This is a genomic window from Streptomyces fractus (genome assembly GCF_049844455.1).
Classification (GTDB): Bacteria; Actinomycetota; Actinomycetes; order Streptomycetales; family Streptomycetaceae; genus Streptomyces; species Streptomyces fractus.
This window is the reverse complement of record NZ_JBMYHI010000002.1, coordinates 4,549,045-4,566,271: the sequence shown is the minus strand read 5'-3', so window position 1 is coordinate 4,566,271 and position 17,227 is coordinate 4,549,045. Positions and strand designations below refer to the sequence as shown.

Genomic DNA, 17,227 nt, shown 5'->3' with positions numbered 1-17,227 from the left:
CCTTGTCTACCCGATCGAGCTAGGCATCGATCCTGTTTGCGGACCGAAGTCGAGCGAAGCTGCGGGCGAGGAGTCTTGACACGTGCATCTGCGAGACACCCAGCTCCGCGCTGATCTGAGATTGCGTCAGATTGCTGTAGTAGCGGAGCAAAAGGATGCGCTGCTCCCGCTCGGGCAGCTGTACGAGGAGGTGCCGCACGAGATCGCGGTGTTCGACGCCGTCCAGCTCCGGGTCCTCGTAGCCGAGCCGGTCGAGCAGTCCCGGCATCCCGTCGCCCTCCTGCGCCGCCTCCAGGGACGTCGCGTGGTACGAGCGGCCCGCCTCGATGCAGGCGAGCACCTCGTCCTCGCCGATCCGCAGCCGCTCGGCGATCTCGGCGGTGGTCGGGGAGCGCCCGAAGGCCGTCGTCAGGTCCTCGGTCGCGCCGTTGACCTGCACCCACAGCTCGTGCAGGCGGCGCGGTACGTGCACGGTGCGGACGTTGTCGCGGAAGTACCGCTTGATCTCGCCGACGACCGTGGGCATCGCGAAGGTCGGGAACTGGACGCCGCGGTCCGGGTCGAAGCGGTCGATGGCGTTGATGAGGCCGATGGTGCCGACCTGGACGACGTCCTCCATCGGCTCGTTGCGGCTGCGGAAGCGGGCGGCCGCGTAGCGCACCAGTGGCAGGTTCGCCTCGATCAGGGCGCCGCGCACCCGGGAGTGCTCGGGGCTGCCCGGCGGGAGGTCCTTGATCTGTGCGAAGAGGACCTGGGTCAGTGCGCGGGCGTCGGCGCCCCGGCTCTTCGCGGGGGCGGGCGGTGCTTCGGGCGGTGCTTCTTGAGGCGCAGTACTGGCCGGCACGGTCAACTCCACCTCTGTTTCCGTCAACTCATCGGTCAAAAGCGGTCATAGCATCACAAGACATGTGCACTGTGTGCAAGCACCGCATAACTCCGTGTTGAAGCCTGAGTTGGGGTACGAGAGGGGGTCCAGGACGCGCGAAAGCCCCTCACCGTTCCGGTGAGAGGCTTCTCGAAGGTGTGACGGTCCGGAGCGGGGGCTCAGAACTCGTAGTCAGCGATCACCCACGTGGCGAACTCGCGCCACAGCGCGACGCCCTCCTGGTGCGCGGGGTGCTCGATGTACCGCTTCAGGGCGTCGGTGTCCTCGACGGCCGAGTTGATCGCGAAGTCGTAGGCGATCGGCCGGTCGGTGATGTTCCAGTCGCACTCCCAGAACTTCAGCTCGGGGATCTTCCCGCCCAGCGTGCGGAAGGCCTCGACGCCCTCGGCCACGCGCGGTTCGTCACGGCTCACGCCGTCGTTGAGCTTGAAAAGGACCAGATGGCGGATCACGGGGTGCTCCCTGGGGTGCTGACGGGTGGCTTGCCGCTACTTCCCGCCGTTGACGACCCAGGTCATGAAGTCGCCTATGGACTGGGCGGCGGACGATACGCCTTCGAACCCTATCTGGACGTAATCGGCGGCTTTGGAGGGGTCGGTGATGATCACGTAGAGCACGAAGACCACCCCGACGAAGAGCGCGACTTTCTTCGACTGCACCACGTTGCCTCCCCGTACCCGTGTCTGATCCCCGCCCGGCCCCTGTCGGCCGGCGGCGAGTCTAACGCGGACGATCACCGACGCGACCTTTAAGGACCAACGGCCTCCGGTTGTGGGTCCTTTGCCGACTTCCCGCACCCCCGCAAAGGGGCAGTATTGGTGATGAGCCCGGAGGGTCTGGCAGGAATCCGAAGGGCAGGGACGCGACCCCGACTGCGGGGTCCGCGCCGCATCTTCCCCCTGAAGCGGCGCGGACTACGGGAGTCCGTCCTCGTCGGGGGGAGTGGTTTGTCCCCCCGATGCCACTCCCCCCGCCCCAAACAGAACGTGAAGCCCCCGACACCTCTGAAGAGGTACGGGGGCTTTTCCGTGTTCCTGCCTTCACCGGCGCGGAATCGTTCTGGCACATCCTCGGATGCATCTGGTTCGCGGCCGCCTACTTCGCGAAGATCCCGTCGAAGAAGGCCCTCAGCGAGTACGGGCTCTGCGAGATGACCAGCGCCGAGAAGTTCTGGTACGTGGTGCAGAACATCTGTTTCGGCTCCGGCTATCTGGCCAAGGTTCCGGTGAAGAAGGCGTTGTCCGAGGTCCGGTTCGGTGGCGGACAGCCGGCGCAGGCTCAGCAGTCCTGGCCGTCCGCGGCGGGGCCGCAGGGCGGCTGAGCGCGGCCGGGCAAAAGCGAAGGGCCCGGTTCGATGAACCGGGCCCTTCGTCTACCTGCGGTAGCGGTGGGATTTGAACCCACGGTGAGTTTCCCCACACTCGCTTTCGAGGCGAGCTCCTTCGGCCGCTCGGACACGCTACCGAGAGGAACTCTAGCCCAAGGTGGGCCGTGGTCCGAAATCCGTATCCCTGAAGAAGCGAGTGAGCTGCGTCGCACACTCCTCGGACAGCACCCCGGAGATCACTTCGGGCCTGTGGTTGAGCCGCCGGTCGCGGATCACGTCCCACAGCGAACCGGCCGCCCCCGCCTTCTCGTCCCGGGCCCCGTAGACGACCCGGTCGACGCGGGACTGCACGAGCGCGCCCGCGCACATGGTGCACGGCTCCAGGGTGACGACGAGCGTGCAGCCGGTCAGCCGCCACTCTCCGACCTCGCGCGCGGCCCCGCGCAGCGCCAGCACCTCGGCGTGCGCGGTCGGATCCCCGGTCAGCTCCCGCTCGTTGTGCGCCCGCGCGAGCACGGTGGTCCCGTCCGGCGCCAGCACGACGGCGCCGACGGGCACGTCACCGCCCGCCGCGGCGAGCCCGGCCTCGGCCAGGGCCTGCCGCATCGGCGGCTTCCAGGGGTCTCGTACGGGATCGGGGGCGGAAGCGGCGGCGTCGGAGGGGGTCACGGCGAGGAATCTATCCCCGTGGCGGTCAGCGCACCGTTTCGAGGACCTCCGATGCCCCCAGGGCGTCGGCGATCTCGCTCAGCGCGTCCGACCCGTCGAGGGTCAGCAGATCCTTCTCCGGGACGCCCAGGTCGGCCAGGACGTCGCTGTCACCGAGCGGGCCGGGCGGCACCACCTCGGCTTCGGGGGCCTCGTCGTCGGACACCACCTCGACGTCCGGTTCGCCGTCCTCCGTCCCGTCCAGGTCCAGGGCGTCCAGATCGTCGACGGCGTCCGAACCGTCCGGAGCCTTGCCGAGCAGCTCGTCGGTGAGCAGGATCTCGCCGTAGCTGCTGCGGGCGGCCGCGGCCGCGTCGGAGACGTAGATGCGAGGGTCCTCCTCGCCGTCGATACGGACGACGCCGAACCAGGCGTCCTCTTGTTCGATGAAGACGAGGATCGTGTCGTCCTCGGCGCCGGCCTCGGCCGCCGCCTCGCGGGCCAGGTCGGACAGGTCCGACAGGGTCTCCACGTCGTCGAGCTCTGTGTCGCTCGCTTCCCACCCGTCTTCGGTGCGCGCGAGCAGTGCGGCGAAGTACACCGTGACTCTCCCACTGGTCTCGAGGGGTGCCGGTCGGGAATCCCCCCGGCGGAGTTGTGGAGGCGGGGAGTGTAGTTCAAGCCCCGCCCACTCGGAATCGTGGCAGAAAGTCCGGCTCCAAGAGAGGTCTTCCGCGCGCTGTGTTCGTGGCGCGTCCTCTGCGGAGGTCCCGTGAGGCGGGGCTCCTGGCCGGATCGGCGGGGCCCGTCACCAGCGAAACGTGCGCATACGCATCTGCTGTCGCATCCGCGCGGCCCGGGCGCGGCGCGGCTGGACCCTGGCACGCAGCTCCCGCGCCTCGGTCAGTTCCCGCAGGAACAGGGCCCGCCTGCGCCTGCGCTCGGCGTCCGTCTCCTGCGCCGACCCCGGATCCGGCCCCGTCCTCGGCTCGGGCCCGGCCCCCGCCCCGCCCGTCTCCCGCTCGGACCGCTCCCGACGCTTCTCGTCCGCCATCGGCCACACCACCCCAGTCCGCCCAGTCGGCGCCAGTCGGCGAGTCCCTTCCACCTTCCCTCCGTACCGGCCGTTGATGCCACCGCACGGGGGAGCCGCGGCCCTGTGGCCCGGTTACTGTTGAGGACATGCGGATCCACGTCGTCGACCACCCTTTGGTGGCGCACAAGCTCACCACGCTGCGCGACCAGCGCACCGACTCCCCGACCTTCCGGCGCCTGGCCGACGAGCTGGTCACCCTGCTCGCCTACGAGGCCACCCGGGACGTGCGCACCGAGCAGGTCGACATCGACACCCCCGTCTCGCGGACGACCGGCGTCAAGCTGTCGTACCCGCGCCCCCTGGTGGTGCCGATCCTGCGCGCGGGCCTCGGCATGCTCGACGGCATGGTGCGGCTCCTGCCGACCGCAGAGGTGGGCTTCCTCGGCATGGTCCGCAACGAGGAGACGCTGCAGCCCGCGACGTACGCGACGCGGATGCCGGACGACCTCTCCGGGCGCCAGGTGTACGTCCTGGACCCGATGCTCGCCACGGGCGGCACGCTCGTCGCGGCGATCGAGGAACTGATCAAGCGCGGCGCCGACGACGTCACGGCCGTGGTGCTGCTCGCCGCCCCCGAGGGCGTCGAGATCATGGAGCGCGAGCTGGCCGGCACGCCGGTCACCGTCGTGACGGCCTCGGTCGACGAGCGGCTCAACGAGCACGGTTACATCGTCCCGGGCCTCGGCGACGCCGGGGACCGGATGTACGGGGTCGCCGAGTAGCCGACGCCGTACGGGAGACGCCGTACGGGAACGGAAAAAGCCGCGGACGGTCGTCCGCGGCTTTTCGGTTTTCGGAGGTCAGCAGCCCGGGGCGGACGCGGACGCCGACGGCTTCGGGTGGCTGAGCGCCGACAGCGCCTTGTCGGCGGCCGGCTTCTTCGTGAGCTTCTTGAAGCCGGAGCCGATGATCAGGTCGACCTCGGTCGGCTTCGCGCGCTTGTCCGCCTTCAGCTCCGCGCCGGTCAGCTGCGTACCGAGGACCGGGAGGGCGGCGTCCGTGGCCGCCGAGGCGCCGAGCAGTATGCCGGGGCCCTTGACCTTCTTGTCGTACGCCTTCGTCGCGTTGCCCACGTCACCGATCTTGAAGCCGCGCTTCTTCAGCTCGTCCGCGGTGTCCTTGGCCAGGCCGCCGCGGGCCGTGGCGTTCAGGACGTTCACCGTGATCTGGGAGGGGTTCGGCAGCTTCTGGGCCGCCTTGCCCGAGGAGGGCGACGCGCTCGGCCGCTTCTCGCAGGCGCCGGACTTCGCCCCCGCCGCGCTGGCCTTGTCGCCCCCCGTGAAGACGTCGACCAGCTGGAACGAGCCCCAGCCGATCAGCCCGATCGCGGCGACGGACGCGACGACCGCGAGCACGATCCTGCTGCGCGGACGCCCGCGCCGCATGCGGGGGTATTTGTCCCCGGTGATGCGGTACTTGCCGCCCATGCCGGGTGGAGTGAGCATGCTCATGAGCGCAGCGTAATCCTGTGCGGCGATGATGCCTATTAAATGATCACGGTCAGTCGCTCAGTCCAACCCAAAAGGGCCAATACGGCCCTGAGGCGCCGTCAGCCCGAAGTGCGGTCGGCCCGGACCGTCAGCCGAGTTCGAGCACGCGTGCGTGCAGCACCTGGCGCTGCTGGAGCGCGGCGCGCACGGCGCGGTGCAGGCCGTCCTCCAGGTAGAGATCGCCCTGCCACTTCACGACGTGCGCGAAGAGGTCGCCGTAGAACGTCGAGTCCTCGGCGAGCAGGGTCTCCAGATCGAGCTGGCCCTTGGTCGTCACCAGCTGATCGAGGCGGACCGGGCGCGGCGCGACGTCCGCCCACTGCCGGGTGCTTTCCCGGCCGTGGTCGGGGTACGGCCGGCCGTTTCCGATGCGCTTGAAGATCACACGGAAAGCCTACCGGGCGAGGCTCTCCGGGCGCAGCCATGGGGACGCGGTACGCAGCCCGGAAATACCGTGCTGAACCGGCTCCAACCGGGTCCAGTCGAGCCATGCACAGGGGCCTGAAATGAGTGGCGTCGTAGGTGAGTTGGTGAAAGGCGGGCGTGTTCGTGGCCCTTCCGGGGTAGTCGCCCGCGCTTCGTTGACGGGTGGTTCGACGGGTGGTTCGACGGGTGGTTCCCCGCGTCCCGTGCGGGGGCGCGGGGAACCGGTTTCAGCGGTCGTTCTTCTTGCCGGGTGTCCGCCGCTCGCGCGTGGCGGGCGGGGGCGTCTTCTCCGTGGCGGCGCGTTGGCCGCGTGCGGCCTCCGCGCGCATCAGGGCGCGCAGGAGCGCGTAGGGGTCCTTGGGCATGAGGGTGCTGCCGTCCTTTTCGAGGTCGTACGTGCGTGAGTGCTGACGGGGCGGGGCCCGTCAGCAGCGCAGGACGACGGTGCGCAGGGCGCGGTGGGACGGCGGCGCGGGGTGCGCCGTGGTGTCGGGGCGCGTGGCGGCCAGGGGGCGCGGTGAGGCGCACGAGGGCGGCGTCGTGAGGAGCCGGACGGGGTGTCCCGTCGGCAGCCGGAGGGCCTCATCGGAGGCGTCCCTGGTCCCCTCGCCCGGCTCGCAGGAGGAGGAAGAGGAAGGAGACGAGGAAGCGGCGGGCGGCGACGCAGAGGCCACGGCGGGTGCGGCGGCTAGCGGCGCGAGCAGCAGGGCGAGCAGCACCACGAGCGTGCGGAACAGGCCCTGGGCACGGTGGCCCGGGCCTGCGGCGGACGCGGCGGCGCTCATGCCCCGTCATCTGCCCACCACCGGCCACGAAGCGATCCACGGAGCCGCAGATCCGCCCTCATGGGTTACCGGGACCCGCATCCGGCTGACGTCGGTCAAGCCCCACTGCCCACTGCCCCGCTACTCGGCGGCCTTACTTGGCGGCTTTCGCGGCCTTCTCCGCCTTCGCGGCAGCCTTCATCTCCTGCTTGTGGGCGCGCACCTTGGTGAGGGACTCGGGCCCGGTGATGTCGGCGACCGAGCGGAACGCCTTCGGCTCGCCGTACGCGCCCGCCGCCTCGCGCCAGCCCTCGGGCCGCACTCCGAGCTGCTTGCCGAGGAGGGCCAGGAAGATCTGGGCCTTCTGCTTGCCGAAGCCGGGCAGCTCGTTCAGGCGCCGCAGCACCTCCTTGCCGGTGTCGACGCCCTCCCACACGGCGGCGGCGTCCCCGTCATAGTGCTCGACGAGGTACTGGCACAGCTGCTGCACGCGCTTGGCCATGGAGCCGGGATAGCGGTGCACGGCCGGCTTCTCGGAGAGCAGCGCGGCGAAGGCCTCGGGGTCCTGGGCGGCGATCTCGTACGCGTCGAGGTCGTCGACGTTCAGGCGGTCGGCGATGGTGCGGGGGCCCGCGAACGCCCACTCCATGGGTACCTGCTGGTCGAGCAGCATCCCGACGAGCGCGGCGAGCGGGCTGCGGCCGAGGAGTTCGTCGGCGGCGGGCTCCTGGGCGAGGTGGAGGGTGACGTCCATACGGCTCATACGTCGATGATCGCGCCGGGCCGCCCGCGTCGCCACGCCGGGGGTGCCGCCCCGGCGTGGCCCCGCGCGGCCACGATCGGGGGCCGTCGCGTCGCATAGGGGCGCCGTCCGAGGTAACCCTGACGTCATGACTTCCACGACGCCCGCCCCGTACGATCTCGCGGCCCTCGCCGACGACCATCTGACCGCGGCCCGCAAGGCAGAGCACGGCCGCAGCGCCGAACTCCTGATCAAGGAAGATCCGTTGCTGCGCCAGAGCGTCATCGCCCTGACCGAGGGCAGCAACCTGGAGGAGCACAACGCCCCGCCCGCGGCCACCCTCCAGGTGCTGCGCGGCCGCGTCCGCCTCACCGCGGTCTCCGGCGACGTCACCCTCGCGCAGGGGCAGCTGCACCCGATCCCGCAGGAACGGCACGGGCTTCTCGCGCTGACGGACGCGGCGGTGCTGTTGACGGCGGTCACCGCCTGACCTGATCGTGTTCCCGTCGCCACGGGAGCCCTGTTGACGGGGCTCCGCGGTTCGGGTTCTGCGCAAAGGAGTGCGGGCATGCCGTCGTACGAGGAAGTCTTCCGAGCGAGCACCGACGACCCCGAGGCCTTCTGGCTCGCCGCGGCCGCCGCGATCGACTGGGACACGCCCCCGACCAGGGCCCTCGACTCCTCGCGGGCCCCCTTCCACCGCTGGTTCCCCGACGGCGAGCTGAACGTCTGCCACAACGCGCTCGACCGCCACGTCGCTGCGGGCCGCGGCGCGCAGCCCGCCCTCGTGTACGACTCCCCGGTGACCGGCACCAACCGCACGTACACGTACGAGGAGTTGACCGACCAGGTCGCCGGCTTCGCGGGAGTACTGGCCGGTCTCGGCGTGACCCGAGGCGACCGGGTCGTCCTCTATATGCCGATGGTTCCGGAGGCCGTCGTCGCGATGCTCGCCTGCGCGCGGATCGGGGCGGTGCACTCGGTCGTCTTCGGCGGTTTCGCCGCGAACGAGCTGGCGGTGCGGATCGACGACGCGGCACCGAAGGTCGTCGTATCGGCGTCCTGCGGCATCGAGGGGGCGCGCGTCGTCCCGTACAAGCCGCTTCTCGACCGGGCGGTGGACCTGGCGACGCACAAGCCGGACGCCTGCGTGATCGTCCAACGCCCGGAGGGGCCGGCCGAGTTGGCGCCCGGACGGGACGTGGACTGGACGGAGGCGATGCGCGACGCACACCCCGCGCCCTGCGTCCCCATGGCGGCGACGGACCCCCTGTACATCCTCTACACGTCCGGAACGACCGGAAAACCCAAGGGAGTCGTCCGCGACTGCGGCGGCTACGCGGTGGCGCTGCGCTGGTCCATGGAGGCCGTGTACGACGTGGGCCCCGGCGAGACCATGTTCACCGCGTCCGACGTGGGCTGGGTCGTCGGCCACTCGTACATCGTCTACGCCCCGCTCCTCGCCGGTGCCACGACCGTCCTCTACGAGGGGAAGCCGGTCGGCACCCCGGACGCGGGCCAGTTCTGGCGGGTGGCGGCGGAGTACGGGGTGAAGACGCTGTTCACGGCGCCGACCGCGTTCCGGGCGATCAAGAAGGTCGACCCGGAAGGCGAGTTCACGCGCGCGTACGACCTCAGCGGCCTGAAGTACCTGTTCCTCGCCGGGGAGCGGCTCGACCCGGAGACGTACCACTGGGCGAGCGAACTGCTCGGCATCCCGGTGATCGACCACTGGTGGCAGACCGAGACGGGCTGGCCGATCGTCGCGAACCCGGTGGGCATCGAGGCGGCGCCGATCAAGGCGGGCTCCCCGACGTTCCCGCTGCCGGGATGGGACGTGCGCGTCGTAAACGGGGACGGCAAGCCGATGCCGCCCGGCGAGGACGGCGCGATCGTGGTCCGCCTCCCCATGCCGCCCGGCTCCCTCCCCACCCTCTGGAACGACGACGAGCGCTTCGTCTCCTCGTACCTCTCGGCGTTCGACGGCTACTACCTGACCGGCGACGGCGGGCACGTGGACGAGGACGGCTACGTGTTCGTGATGGGGCGGACGGACGACGTCATCAACGTCGCCGGGCACCGCCTGTCCACGGGCGGGATGGAGGAGGTGCTCGCCTCCCACCCGGACGTGGCCGAGTGCGCCGTGATCGGCGTCGCGGACTCCCTCAAGGGCCAGGTGCCGCGCGGACTGGTGGTGCTGAAGGCGGGCGTCACTTCGGACCCGTCGGTGGTCGAGGCGGAACTCGTCCAGCTCGTACGCGACCGGATCGGCGCCGTCGCGTCCCTGAAGGAGGTCGCCGTGGTGGCGGCCCTGCCCAAGACCCGCTCCGGGAAGATCCTGCGCAGGACGATGCGCGGAATCGCCGACGGCCTGGACGAACCAGTGCCGTCGACGGTGGATGACGCAGCGGTCCTGGACGCGCTCCGGCCGATCCTCACGCGCGGGTCAGCGGGTGCCGCCGAGCAGTGAACGGACCGCGACGCGGTCGAGGCTCGTCAGGGCGCGCACCAGCTGCGGCGTCAGGAAGACGAGCACGAACCCGATCGCGGAGACCGCGGCGATCTGGGCGGGCGACTCCACGTAGTACGCGTGGTGCACGCCGGCGTCGGTCGTGAAGTCGTAGATCCGGTAGCCGGGCCAGCCCACGTAGCGGTGGAAGACCCAGGAGTAGGTCGGGAAGAGCGCGACCACCCAGCCGGTGACCAGGAAGGTCACGGACAGGACGAACGACAGCACGCGCCACGGGAACATCACCGTGTGGAAGAGCAGCGCCTTCCACCCCGCGGCATCGGCGAGCCGCCCGCGCAGCCCGGCGCGCGGAGCGGAGGGCGCCGCCACGTCCAGGCCGAGCAGTGCACGCGCCCTGCCCCGCTCGGCCGCGCCGAGCCCGCGCGCCCCGGCCAGTGCCCCCGCGAGGACCGGCAGCCCGATCCACACGACGAGCGTGCTCACCCCCAGGCTGAACATCGTCACGGCGAAGACGAACCCGGCGATCGCGACCGGGAGCGACGTGATCGCGTACCCGATCTCCCGATAGGTGGCACCGGCGAACGGAGCGCGCCAGAAGCCGGGACGCGCCTCCGAGCGGGCCGGGACCCGGGGCATGGTCGAAGTGGTGCTCGCGTACGGCAGCGTGGTCGAGGTCATGCCACAAGCGTCGCGATTCGACGGCGCCGGGGACATGGGGCTGCGGGGTGTCTTGGGGGTGGGGTTTTCCCCAGGAGAGCGGGAGGGGACGTCCGCGCCGGGAAACGACGAAGGCCCGAACCGATCACTCGGTCCGGGCCTTCCGCCGGCGGAGGATACGAGATTCGAACTCGTGAGGGGTTGCCCCCAACACGCTTTCCAAGCGTGCGCCCTAGGCCACTAGGCGAATCCTCCGCCGCAAACAATACAAGACGCTGAAGGGTGCTCGCGACCACGTTGATGATCAAGGTCGTCGACGGATCGGTCGACCGATCAGGGGGTGGACCTCCGGGTTCTTTCCACGGTGGGGGATCGGGTACTGTTGGCGTCAGCCCCTCACGTGGCGCTATCTGACTGAACTCCCCCAGGGCCGGAAGGCAGCAAGGGTAAGTCGGCTCTGGCGGGTGCGTGGGGGGCGTTTACGTTTCCGGGGGCGGGCGATACCCGTGGGCGGGTCCGGTTGTCAGTGGGCGCCTATAACCTCGTATGCGTGTCGTCTCTCGCGCTCTACCGCCGTTACCGCCCGGAGTCGTTCGCCGAGGTCATCGGGCAGGAACATGTAACCGACCCGCTGCAGCAGGCGCTGCGGAACAACCGGGTCAATCACGCGTACCTGTTCTCGGGCCCGCGCGGCTGCGGCAAGACGACCAGCGCGCGCATCCTGGCCCGCTGTCTCAACTGCGAGCAGGGCCCCACCCCGAATCCGTGCGGGGAGTGCCAGTCGTGCCAGGACCTCGCGCGCAACGGGCCGGGGTCGATCGACGTCATCGAGATCGACGCCGCTTCGCACGGTGGTGTGGACGACGCCCGTGATCTGCGCGAGAAGGCCTTCTTCGGCCCGGCGAGCAGCCGCTACAAGATCTACATCATCGATGAGGCCCACATGGTCACATCGGCGGGGTTCAACGCGCTGCTGAAGGTCGTCGAGGAGCCGCCGGAGCACCTCAAGTTCATCTTCGCGACCACCGAGCCCGAGAAGGTCATCGGGACGATCCGGTCCAGGACGCACCACTACCCGTTCCGGCTCGTGCCGCCGGGGACGCTGCGCGACTACCTGGGCGAGGTGTGCGGCAAGGAGGCCATGGCCGTCGAGGAGGGCGTGCTGCCGCTCGTCGTCCGGGCCGGCGCGGGATCCGTGCGTGACTCCATGTCCGTCATGGACCAGCTGCTCGCAGGTGCGGGCGACGACGGTGTGACGTATGCCATGGCGACCGGCCTGCTCGGATACACGGACGGTTCGCTGCTCGACTCCGTGGTCGAGGCGTTCGCCACCGGTGACGGTGCCGCCGCCTTCGAGGTCGTGGACCGGGTCATCGAGGGGGGCAACGACCCGCGGCGCTTCGTGGCCGACCTCCTTGAGCGGCTGCGGGACCTGGTGATCCTGGCCGCCGTTCCGGACGCCGCGGAGAAGGGGCTCATCGACGCCCCGGCCGATGTCGTGGAGCGGATGCAGGCGCAGGCGGGCACATTCGGCGCCGCCGAGCTCAGCCGGGCCGCCGATCTCGTCAACGAGGGCCTGACCGAGTTGCGCGGCGCCAACGCTCCGCGGCTCCAGCTCGAGCTGATCTGCGCGCGCGTGCTGCTGCCCGCCGCGTACAACGACGAACGTTCGGTCATGGCCCGCCTCGACCGCATCGAGCGCGGCGGAGTCTTCACGCCGGGCGGGCAGGGCCCCGCGCCTTCCATGGCGTACGTGCCCGGGCCCGATGCCCATGGCGCTGCCCCGGCACAGGCGCCCGTGCCGCCCGTCGAGCCGGGGGGCGGGCCCGCGGCGGCCCGGGCCGCGGTCCGAGGCGGCGGGCCGGGCGGCGGACCCGGTGGCGGACCCGGCGCGGCTCAGGCTCAGGCTCCGGCGGCGCCGATGGCTCCGCAGGCGCAGGCCCCTGCTGCCCCGACCCCGGCCCCCGCTCCGACCCCCACCCCGGCTCCCGCCGCGCCCGTGGAGGCCCAGCCCGCCCCGGCCGCCCCCGGTTCCTGGCCCACCGCCGCCCCGGCAGGTGGTGGCGGTGCCGGTGCCGGTCGCAGGCCCGGCGGGTGGCCCACGGCCGCGGCCGCTGGTTCCGGCCAGCCGTCCGCCTCGGCCACCCCGCCCGCCCCGCAGCCGACGGCCCCGGCCCCCGGCCCTGCCCCGCAGCAGTCGGCGCCGCCCGCCGCGGCGGCCCCGGCCGGCGGCCCCGATCCCCGTACGCTCTGGCCGAACATCCTGGAGGCGGTCAAGAACAAGCGCCGCTTCACCTGGATCTTGCTCAGTCAGAACGCGCAGGTCACCGGCTTCGACGGCGCCACACTCCAGCTCGGTTTCGTGAACGTCGGCGCCCGTGACAACTTCGTGAGCAGCGGCAGCGAGGACGTACTGAAGGCGGCACTGTCCGAGCAGTTCGGGGCGAACTGGAAGATCGACGCCGTCGTCGACACGTCAGGTGGAGGCGGCGCACCCCCGCCGCCCGGTCCCGGCGGTGGATACGGCGGAAACGGCGGAGGCGGCTATGGCGGAGGCGGGTACGCGCCCGCCCCGGCACCGGAGCCCGCCCCGGCCCCCGCGCCACCGGCCCGGTCCCAGCCGTCCGCCGACCGGCCCGCTCAGCCCAGCGCGGAGCCCGCCCCGGCCCCCGCTCCCCAGGAGCCGCCCCGCCGTTCGGTGTCGGTGGAGGATGACATTCCGGAGGACGACGACCCGGACCTGGACGAGAAGTCGCTCTCGGGCCACGACCTGATCGTCCGCGAACTGGGAGCGACAGTGGTCGAGGAGTTCACGAACGAGTAGCGCGGAGCCCGCGCTGCTCGCAGGAGCCTGGAGGGCCAGTGGACTGGAGGAACCCACAAGCCCCGGCCGCCCCCGCCTTGGGTAGCCCGTACAAGACCACCCCGGCCGTACGGATAGGCTGACCGGCGTGAAGGTCCTCGTCATCGGCAGCGGCGCCCGCGAACACGCCCTGTGCCGCTCAATGTCCCTCGACCCCGACGTCACCGCCCTGCACTGTGCTCCCGGCAACGCAGGCATCGCCGAGGTCGCCGAGCTGCACGCGGTCGACGCCCTCGACGGCGCGGCGGTCACCGCCCTCGCCCAGGAGCTGGAGGCCGACCTCGTCGTCGTCGGCCCCGAGGCGCCCCTGGTCGCCGGTGTCGCCGACGCGGTCCGCGCCGCCGGCATCCCCGTCTTCGGCCCGTCCGGCGAGGCCGCCCAGCTGGAGGGCTCCAAGGCGTTCGCCAAGGACGTCATGGCCGGAGCCGACGTGCCCACCGCCCGCTCCTACGTGTGCACCAACGCGGCCGAGATCGACGAGGCGCTCGACGCGTTCGGCGCTCCGTACGTCGTGAAGGACGACGGACTCGCCGCCGGCAAGGGCGTCGTCGTGACCGACGACATCGAGGAGGCCCGCGCCCACGCGAAGGCCTGTGAGCGCGTCGTCATCGAGGAGTTCCTCGACGGCCCCGAGGTCTCCCTCTTCGCGATCACCGACGGCACCACCGTCGTCCCGCTGCAGCCCGCCCAGGACTTCAAGCGCGCGCTCGACGGCGACGAGGGCCCCAACACCGGCGGGATGGGCGCCTATTCGCCGCTCCCGTGGGCCGACCCGAAGCTGGTCAGGGAAGTCCTCGACACGGTGCTGCAGCCGACGGTCGACGAGATGGCGCGGCGCGGCACCCCCTTCTCGGGCCTGCTCTACGCCGGTCTCGCGATCACCAGCCGCGGCGTCCGCGTCATCGAGTTCAACGCCCGCTTCGGCGACCCCGAGACCCAGGTCGTCCTGGCCCGCCTCAAGACGCCGCTCGCCGGTGTCCTGCTGGCGTCGGCCAACGGCACGCTCGCCGACCTCGAGCCGCTGCGCTGGAGCGAGGACGCGGCCGTCACCGTCGTCATCGCCTCGCACAACTACCCCGGCACCCCGCGCACCGGCGACCCGATCACCGGGCTCGACGAGGTGGACGCGCAGGACGGGCCGAACGCGTACGTGCTGCACGCCGGCACCAAGCGCGACGCCGGGAGCGACGCGGTCGTCAGCGCGGGCGGCCGCGTGCTGTCCGTCACCGCGGTCGGCGGCGACCTGACGCAGGCCCGCGAGCGCGCGTACGCCGCCGTGGACCGCATCGGCCTCGACGGCTCGCAGCACCGCACGGACATCGCCGCGAAGGCGGCTTCCGGCAGCTGATGCCGACCGGTTCCGGGCGGGCCACACCCTCGCCTGCCCGGCGCCCGATGTCACCCACCTCTGCCCAAAGCCATTCCATCGAGTGACCGCTGGCCCAACCGGCTGACGAGGCCGGAACCCCCAACTAGGGTGCGGCGCACGGAGTTACGGCACCCGTGCGAGCCGCGCAGAACCAGACGGACCACCGGCATTGCGATGTCAGTGGCGGGTGCCATTGTGGGGGAGTGAGCAACGCCACCAGAGCTCTGCCGCGGGCCTCGGCCCCTGGCCGGGCACCAGGCAAGGGCAGCAGGGGGTGACATCGGTCGTGTCCGGTACGGGTGTGGAGATGGGTGCGCAGAGTGCGCGCTCCCGAGCCCTCGCCGTGCTGCGCATCCGCAGCAGGGCGACGGCTGTCGCGCTGCTTCCCGCAGCCGTTTCCGTGGTGCTGCTCGCGGGCGGCACCACCGGTCATCTGACGGGCGGGGGCTGGGACGTCGCGCGCGTCGTCGTGAGCGCGATCGCCCTCGTCGTCCTGCTCGCGGCCGCCGCCGTCGCCGTCGTCGTGGCGCGCGCCCGCCCGGCGGTCAGCCCGACGGTCCCGATCGTCGAGAGCACCGCCCCCGACCTGTACCGGCTGGTGCGCGATCTGGCGGACCGGCTCGACGTTCCGGCGCCCTCGGCGATAGCGCTCACGCCGGACTGCGACAGCTGGCTCGAGGACCGTACGCATCCGGCCCACGGCCCGCCCGGTGACCCCAAGGCCCCCGCCGCGCCCGTCCTCGTGATCGGATCCCCCTTCCTGTGGTGGATGCGGGTGGGTGAGCTGCGCGCGGTCCTGGCCCCGGTCGTCGCGGGTACGGGCCCTTCGGCGCACCCCGACATAGCGGCTGCCCGGCGCTTCATCCGTGGCCTGGACGCGGCGGTGGCGGTTTCCGCCGCCGGTGGCCGTGGGCCGGTGGCGCGTGTCGTGCTCGGCGGTGTCGGCCGGGTCGCCCGGCTGATGCTGACCGCGTGCCGGGTGCACGCGGCCGAGATGGAGCGCGGCGTCGCCGCGGCCGCGGCCGAGCGCGCCCAGGCGGTGGACTACGGGCTGCGGATCGTCGCCCAGGAGCAGGTCGGGCTCGCCTACGCGGGCTGGGACCGGTTGCTCACGCGGGTCGCGCTACCGGCCTGGCGGATGGGCCGCTGGCCCGCCCGGCTCGATGCGGGTGTGGTCGCGGCGCTGACCGAGCTGTCCCGGCGTGATCGCCTCGCGGCGCAGGACGGGAGCTTTGCCTCGCGGCTCGGTGAGCGTCCCGCGTGCGACCTGCTCGAAGAGCCCGGGACCGTCGACGAGGCGGCGTCGTTGCTCGCCGCGCGCCTCTTCCATGGTGGTCCGGCCGAGCGGGGGCCCGACTGGGCGCCGGTGGACTGGCAGGAGTATCCGGACGAGGTGGTGGACCGGAAGTGGCGGATGGATGCGGCTCGGTTGCATCGGGTGCTGGACACGTTGGGCGTACGGGTTCCCTCCGGGGGTGCGGAGGGGCCGACGTTGGCCCGCGTCCTGGATCACCTCTCGGCGGCGCCGTCCTCGGACCGGTCCCCCGACCCCACGCCTCGGGGCTCCGCGTCCGTCGCGGACCGGTCGCCCGACCCCACGCCTCGGGGCTCCGCCCCGGGCCCCGCTGCTCAATCGCCGCAGGGGCTTGATTTTCCCGCACCCGCCGCCGACGGGCTTGAAGCGTCTGCATCCGCCGACGGACTTGATTCTCCTGCGCCCACCGCGGGTGCGCTTGATGTCTCGGCACCCACCGCCGACGGCCTTGAAGCGCCCGCGTCCCCTGCCGACGGGCTTGAAGCGCCTGCATCCGCCGCCGGTGGGCTCGGTCGTTCGGCGACCGCCGCCGATGCGCTCGAAGCGCCCGCACTCACCGCCGACACGCCTGAAGCGCCCACATCCCCCGCCCATGCGCCGGAGGCGTCCGCCCCCTCCCCCGGCTTGTCCGACGGGTCGGGTGAAGGGGTTCTTGATGTGCTTTCTGCTGGGCTCGTTGCTGAGGTGGCCCGGGAGGAGAGTGTGGGGGGTGCGCCGGCGGTGGGGCAGGGGAGTCCGGACGGGGCGTTGTGGGACGAAGGGGCGTTGCCGTTGTTTCCGCTGCAACCGCCGCGCAGTGGGCGGGAGTTGCTGGCCGACCACGTCACCGCGATGGTCTGCTGCGCCGCCGTGGACACGGCGGGCGCGGCGCCTGGCCTGGACTGGCTGGACGGCCCCTCGCTCCTGGTCGACGGGGAGCGGACGGCCGACCTGGCGCCGCGCGTGCTGAGCCTCGTGGAGGACGGCGACGTGGAGCCGCTCAAGGACTGGCTGACCCGCCGGGGCATCCGCGCGGAGAAGCCGGTGCGCCTCGTGTGAGGCACTACCCCAACTCCCGGAAATCCGGAGGGAACTGTTCCACTCTCGTCAATTCACGACGAACGGTGACGGAGTGCGTGCGTAATGTGATGTGCTGGGACCGGTCGCGGACATGAGGCCGCGCGTGAGGGCTCGG

General features: G+C 71.7%; 19 protein-coding genes, 2 tRNA genes and 1 other RNA gene. 8 read left to right on the top strand and 14 right to left on the bottom strand.

Annotation, left to right across the window (positions count from 1 at the left end):
* Positions 1 to 19: 19 nt before the first annotated feature.
* The 3 genes from ACP4E5_RS22690 to ACP4E5_RS22680 all read right to left on the bottom strand — a co-directional run bounded on the left by ACP4E5_RS22690 (position 20) and on the right by ACP4E5_RS22680 (position 1,545).
* A complete protein-coding gene (locus ACP4E5_RS22690) occupies positions 20 to 883 on the bottom strand; it encodes an RNA polymerase sigma factor SigF (protein ID WP_425831474.1) in 864 nt (287 codons plus the stop codon).
* A 161-nt stretch (positions 884 to 1,044) separates the two neighbouring features.
* The gene (locus tag ACP4E5_RS22685; protein ID WP_425831472.1) at positions 1,045 to 1,338 is read right to left on the bottom strand and encodes a Dabb family protein; all 294 of its coding nucleotides are present in this window, start codon (positions 1,336 to 1,338) and stop codon (positions 1,045 to 1,047) included.
* A gap of 36 nt (positions 1,339 to 1,374) precedes the next feature.
* Positions 1,375 to 1,545: a hypothetical protein gene (locus tag ACP4E5_RS22680; RefSeq protein WP_266719216.1), complete on the bottom strand. Its 171-nt coding sequence runs from the start codon at positions 1,543 to 1,545 to the stop codon at positions 1,375 to 1,377.
* A gap of 299 nt (positions 1,546 to 1,844) precedes the next feature.
* On the opposite strand from ACP4E5_RS22680, the gene ACP4E5_RS22675 reads away from it, so the two are divergent.
* Complete coding sequence (locus ACP4E5_RS22675; RefSeq protein ID WP_425831470.1) at positions 1,845 to 2,207, top strand: hypothetical protein; 363 nt, start codon at positions 1,845 to 1,847, stop codon at positions 2,205 to 2,207.
* Between the two features lie 58 nt (positions 2,208 to 2,265).
* On the opposite strand, the gene ACP4E5_RS22670 is transcribed toward ACP4E5_RS22675, so the two are convergent.
* The 4 genes from ACP4E5_RS22670 to ACP4E5_RS22655 all read right to left on the bottom strand — a co-directional run bounded on the left by ACP4E5_RS22670 (position 2,266) and on the right by ACP4E5_RS22655 (position 3,915).
* Positions 2,266 to 2,350, bottom strand: a tRNA-Ser gene (locus ACP4E5_RS22670).
* 10 nt (positions 2,351 to 2,360) lie between these two features.
* Positions 2,361 to 2,819: a tRNA adenosine(34) deaminase TadA gene (tadA, locus tag ACP4E5_RS22665; RefSeq protein ID WP_425841574.1), complete on the bottom strand. Its 459-nt coding sequence runs from the start codon at positions 2,817 to 2,819 to the stop codon at positions 2,361 to 2,363.
* A gap of 88 nt (positions 2,820 to 2,907) precedes the next feature.
* A complete protein-coding gene (locus tag ACP4E5_RS22660) occupies positions 2,908 to 3,462 on the bottom strand; it encodes a tRNA adenosine deaminase-associated protein (protein WP_425831468.1) in 555 nt (184 codons plus the stop codon).
* Positions 3,463 to 3,669: 207 nt separating this feature from the next.
* Positions 3,670 to 3,915 carry a hypothetical protein gene (locus tag ACP4E5_RS22655; RefSeq protein ID WP_425831466.1) on the bottom strand — a complete coding sequence of 82 codons (246 nt, stop codon included), beginning with the start codon at positions 3,913 to 3,915 and terminating at the stop codon, positions 3,670 to 3,672.
* Positions 3,916 to 4,043: 128 nt separating this feature from the next.
* Between ACP4E5_RS22655 and upp the strand changes: the two genes are divergently transcribed.
* A complete protein-coding gene (gene upp, locus ACP4E5_RS22650; RefSeq protein ID WP_425831464.1) occupies positions 4,044 to 4,679 on the top strand; it encodes a uracil phosphoribosyltransferase in 636 nt (211 codons plus the stop codon).
* Positions 4,680 to 4,757: 78 nt separating this feature from the next.
* Here upp and ACP4E5_RS22645 read toward each other — a convergent pair whose 3' ends face one another.
* From ACP4E5_RS22645 to ACP4E5_RS22625, 5 genes are all read right to left on the bottom strand, one after another.
* The gene (locus ACP4E5_RS22645; protein WP_425831462.1) at positions 4,758 to 5,408 is read right to left on the bottom strand and encodes a LytR C-terminal domain-containing protein; all 651 of its coding nucleotides are present in this window, start codon (positions 5,406 to 5,408) and stop codon (positions 4,758 to 4,760) included.
* A gap of 127 nt (positions 5,409 to 5,535) precedes the next feature.
* Positions 5,536 to 5,832, bottom strand: coding sequence for a type II toxin-antitoxin system VapB family antitoxin (locus ACP4E5_RS22640; RefSeq protein WP_003955420.1), 297 nt, complete (start codon positions 5,830 to 5,832; stop codon positions 5,536 to 5,538).
* A gap of 268 nt (positions 5,833 to 6,100) precedes the next feature.
* On the bottom strand, positions 6,101 to 6,238 hold the full coding sequence (locus tag ACP4E5_RS22635) for a hypothetical protein (protein WP_425831460.1): 138 nt from the start codon (positions 6,236 to 6,238) through the stop codon (positions 6,101 to 6,103).
* A 60-nt stretch (positions 6,239 to 6,298) separates the two neighbouring features.
* Positions 6,299 to 6,658, bottom strand: coding sequence for a hypothetical protein (locus ACP4E5_RS22630; protein ID WP_425831458.1), 360 nt, complete (start codon positions 6,656 to 6,658; stop codon positions 6,299 to 6,301).
* A 133-nt stretch (positions 6,659 to 6,791) separates the two neighbouring features.
* Positions 6,792 to 7,391, bottom strand: coding sequence for an HhH-GPD-type base excision DNA repair protein (locus ACP4E5_RS22625; RefSeq protein ID WP_425841571.1), 600 nt, complete (start codon positions 7,389 to 7,391; stop codon positions 6,792 to 6,794).
* 136 nt (positions 7,392 to 7,527) lie between these two features.
* On the opposite strand from ACP4E5_RS22625, the gene ACP4E5_RS22620 reads away from it, so the two are divergent.
* Positions 7,528 to 7,869, top strand: coding sequence for a cupin domain-containing protein (locus ACP4E5_RS22620; RefSeq protein WP_425831456.1), 342 nt, complete (start codon positions 7,528 to 7,530; stop codon positions 7,867 to 7,869).
* Between the two features lie 33 nt (positions 7,870 to 7,902).
* Positions 7,903 to 9,849, top strand: a complete 1,947-nt coding sequence (locus ACP4E5_RS22615; RefSeq protein ID WP_425831454.1) for a propionyl-CoA synthetase — start codon at positions 7,903 to 7,905, stop codon at positions 9,847 to 9,849.
* On the opposite strand, the gene ACP4E5_RS22610 is transcribed toward ACP4E5_RS22615, so the two are convergent.
* Positions 9,826 to 10,527, bottom strand: a complete 702-nt coding sequence (locus ACP4E5_RS22610) for a sensor domain-containing protein (protein WP_425831452.1) — start codon at positions 10,525 to 10,527, stop codon at positions 9,826 to 9,828. The genes ACP4E5_RS22615 and ACP4E5_RS22610 overlap by 24 nt on opposite strands.
* A gap of 149 nt (positions 10,528 to 10,676) precedes the next feature.
* A tRNA-Ser gene (locus ACP4E5_RS22605) sits at positions 10,677 to 10,761 on the bottom strand.
* Between the two features lie 133 nt (positions 10,762 to 10,894).
* Between ACP4E5_RS22605 and ffs the strand changes: the two genes are divergently transcribed.
* From ffs to ACP4E5_RS22585, 4 genes are all read left to right on the top strand, one after another.
* An RNA gene (ffs, locus tag ACP4E5_RS22600) (signal recognition particle sRNA small type) lies at positions 10,895 to 10,989 on the top strand.
* Positions 10,990 to 11,056: 67 nt separating this feature from the next.
* On the top strand, positions 11,057 to 13,330 hold the full coding sequence (locus ACP4E5_RS22595; protein ID WP_425831450.1) for a DNA polymerase III subunit gamma and tau: 2,274 nt from the start codon (positions 11,057 to 11,059) through the stop codon (positions 13,328 to 13,330).
* A 127-nt stretch (positions 13,331 to 13,457) separates the two neighbouring features.
* Complete coding sequence (purD, locus tag ACP4E5_RS22590; protein ID WP_425831448.1) at positions 13,458 to 14,717, top strand: phosphoribosylamine--glycine ligase; 1,260 nt, start codon at positions 13,458 to 13,460, stop codon at positions 14,715 to 14,717.
* A gap of 328 nt (positions 14,718 to 15,045) precedes the next feature.
* Positions 15,046 to 17,091, top strand: coding sequence for a hypothetical protein (locus ACP4E5_RS22585; RefSeq protein ID WP_425831446.1), 2,046 nt, complete (start codon positions 15,046 to 15,048; stop codon positions 17,089 to 17,091).
* Positions 17,092 to 17,227: the final 136 nt, after the last annotated feature.

Coding starts and splice junctions, on each gene's coding strand:
- ACP4E5_RS22675 (WP_425831470.1), top strand. CDS start 1,845: ATGCCACTCCCCCCGCCCCAAACAGAACGTGAAGCCCCCGACACCTCT.
- tadA (WP_425841574.1), bottom strand. CDS start 2,819: ATGCGGCAGGCCCTGGCCGAGGCCGGGCTCGCCGCGGCGGGCGGTGAC.
- ACP4E5_RS22655 (WP_425831466.1), bottom strand. CDS start 3,915: ATGGCGGACGAGAAGCGTCGGGAGCGGTCCGAGCGGGAGACGGGCGGG.
- upp (WP_425831464.1), top strand. CDS start 4,044: ATGCGGATCCACGTCGTCGACCACCCTTTGGTGGCGCACAAGCTCACC.
- ACP4E5_RS22645 (WP_425831462.1), bottom strand. CDS start 5,408: ATGAGCATGCTCACTCCACCCGGCATGGGCGGCAAGTACCGCATCACC.
- ACP4E5_RS22635 (WP_425831460.1), bottom strand. CDS start 6,238: ATGCCCAAGGACCCCTACGCGCTCCTGCGCGCCCTGATGCGCGCGGAG.
- ACP4E5_RS22630 (WP_425831458.1), bottom strand. CDS start 6,658: ATGAGCGCCGCCGCGTCCGCCGCAGGCCCGGGCCACCGTGCCCAGGGC.
- ACP4E5_RS22625 (WP_425841571.1), bottom strand. CDS start 7,391: ATGGACGTCACCCTCCACCTCGCCCAGGAGCCCGCCGCCGACGAACTC.
- ACP4E5_RS22620 (WP_425831456.1), top strand. CDS start 7,528: ATGACTTCCACGACGCCCGCCCCGTACGATCTCGCGGCCCTCGCCGAC.
- ACP4E5_RS22610 (WP_425831452.1), bottom strand. CDS start 10,527: ATGACCTCGACCACGCTGCCGTACGCGAGCACCACTTCGACCATGCCC.
- ACP4E5_RS22585 (WP_425831446.1), top strand. CDS start 15,046: ATGGGTGCGCAGAGTGCGCGCTCCCGAGCCCTCGCCGTGCTGCGCATC.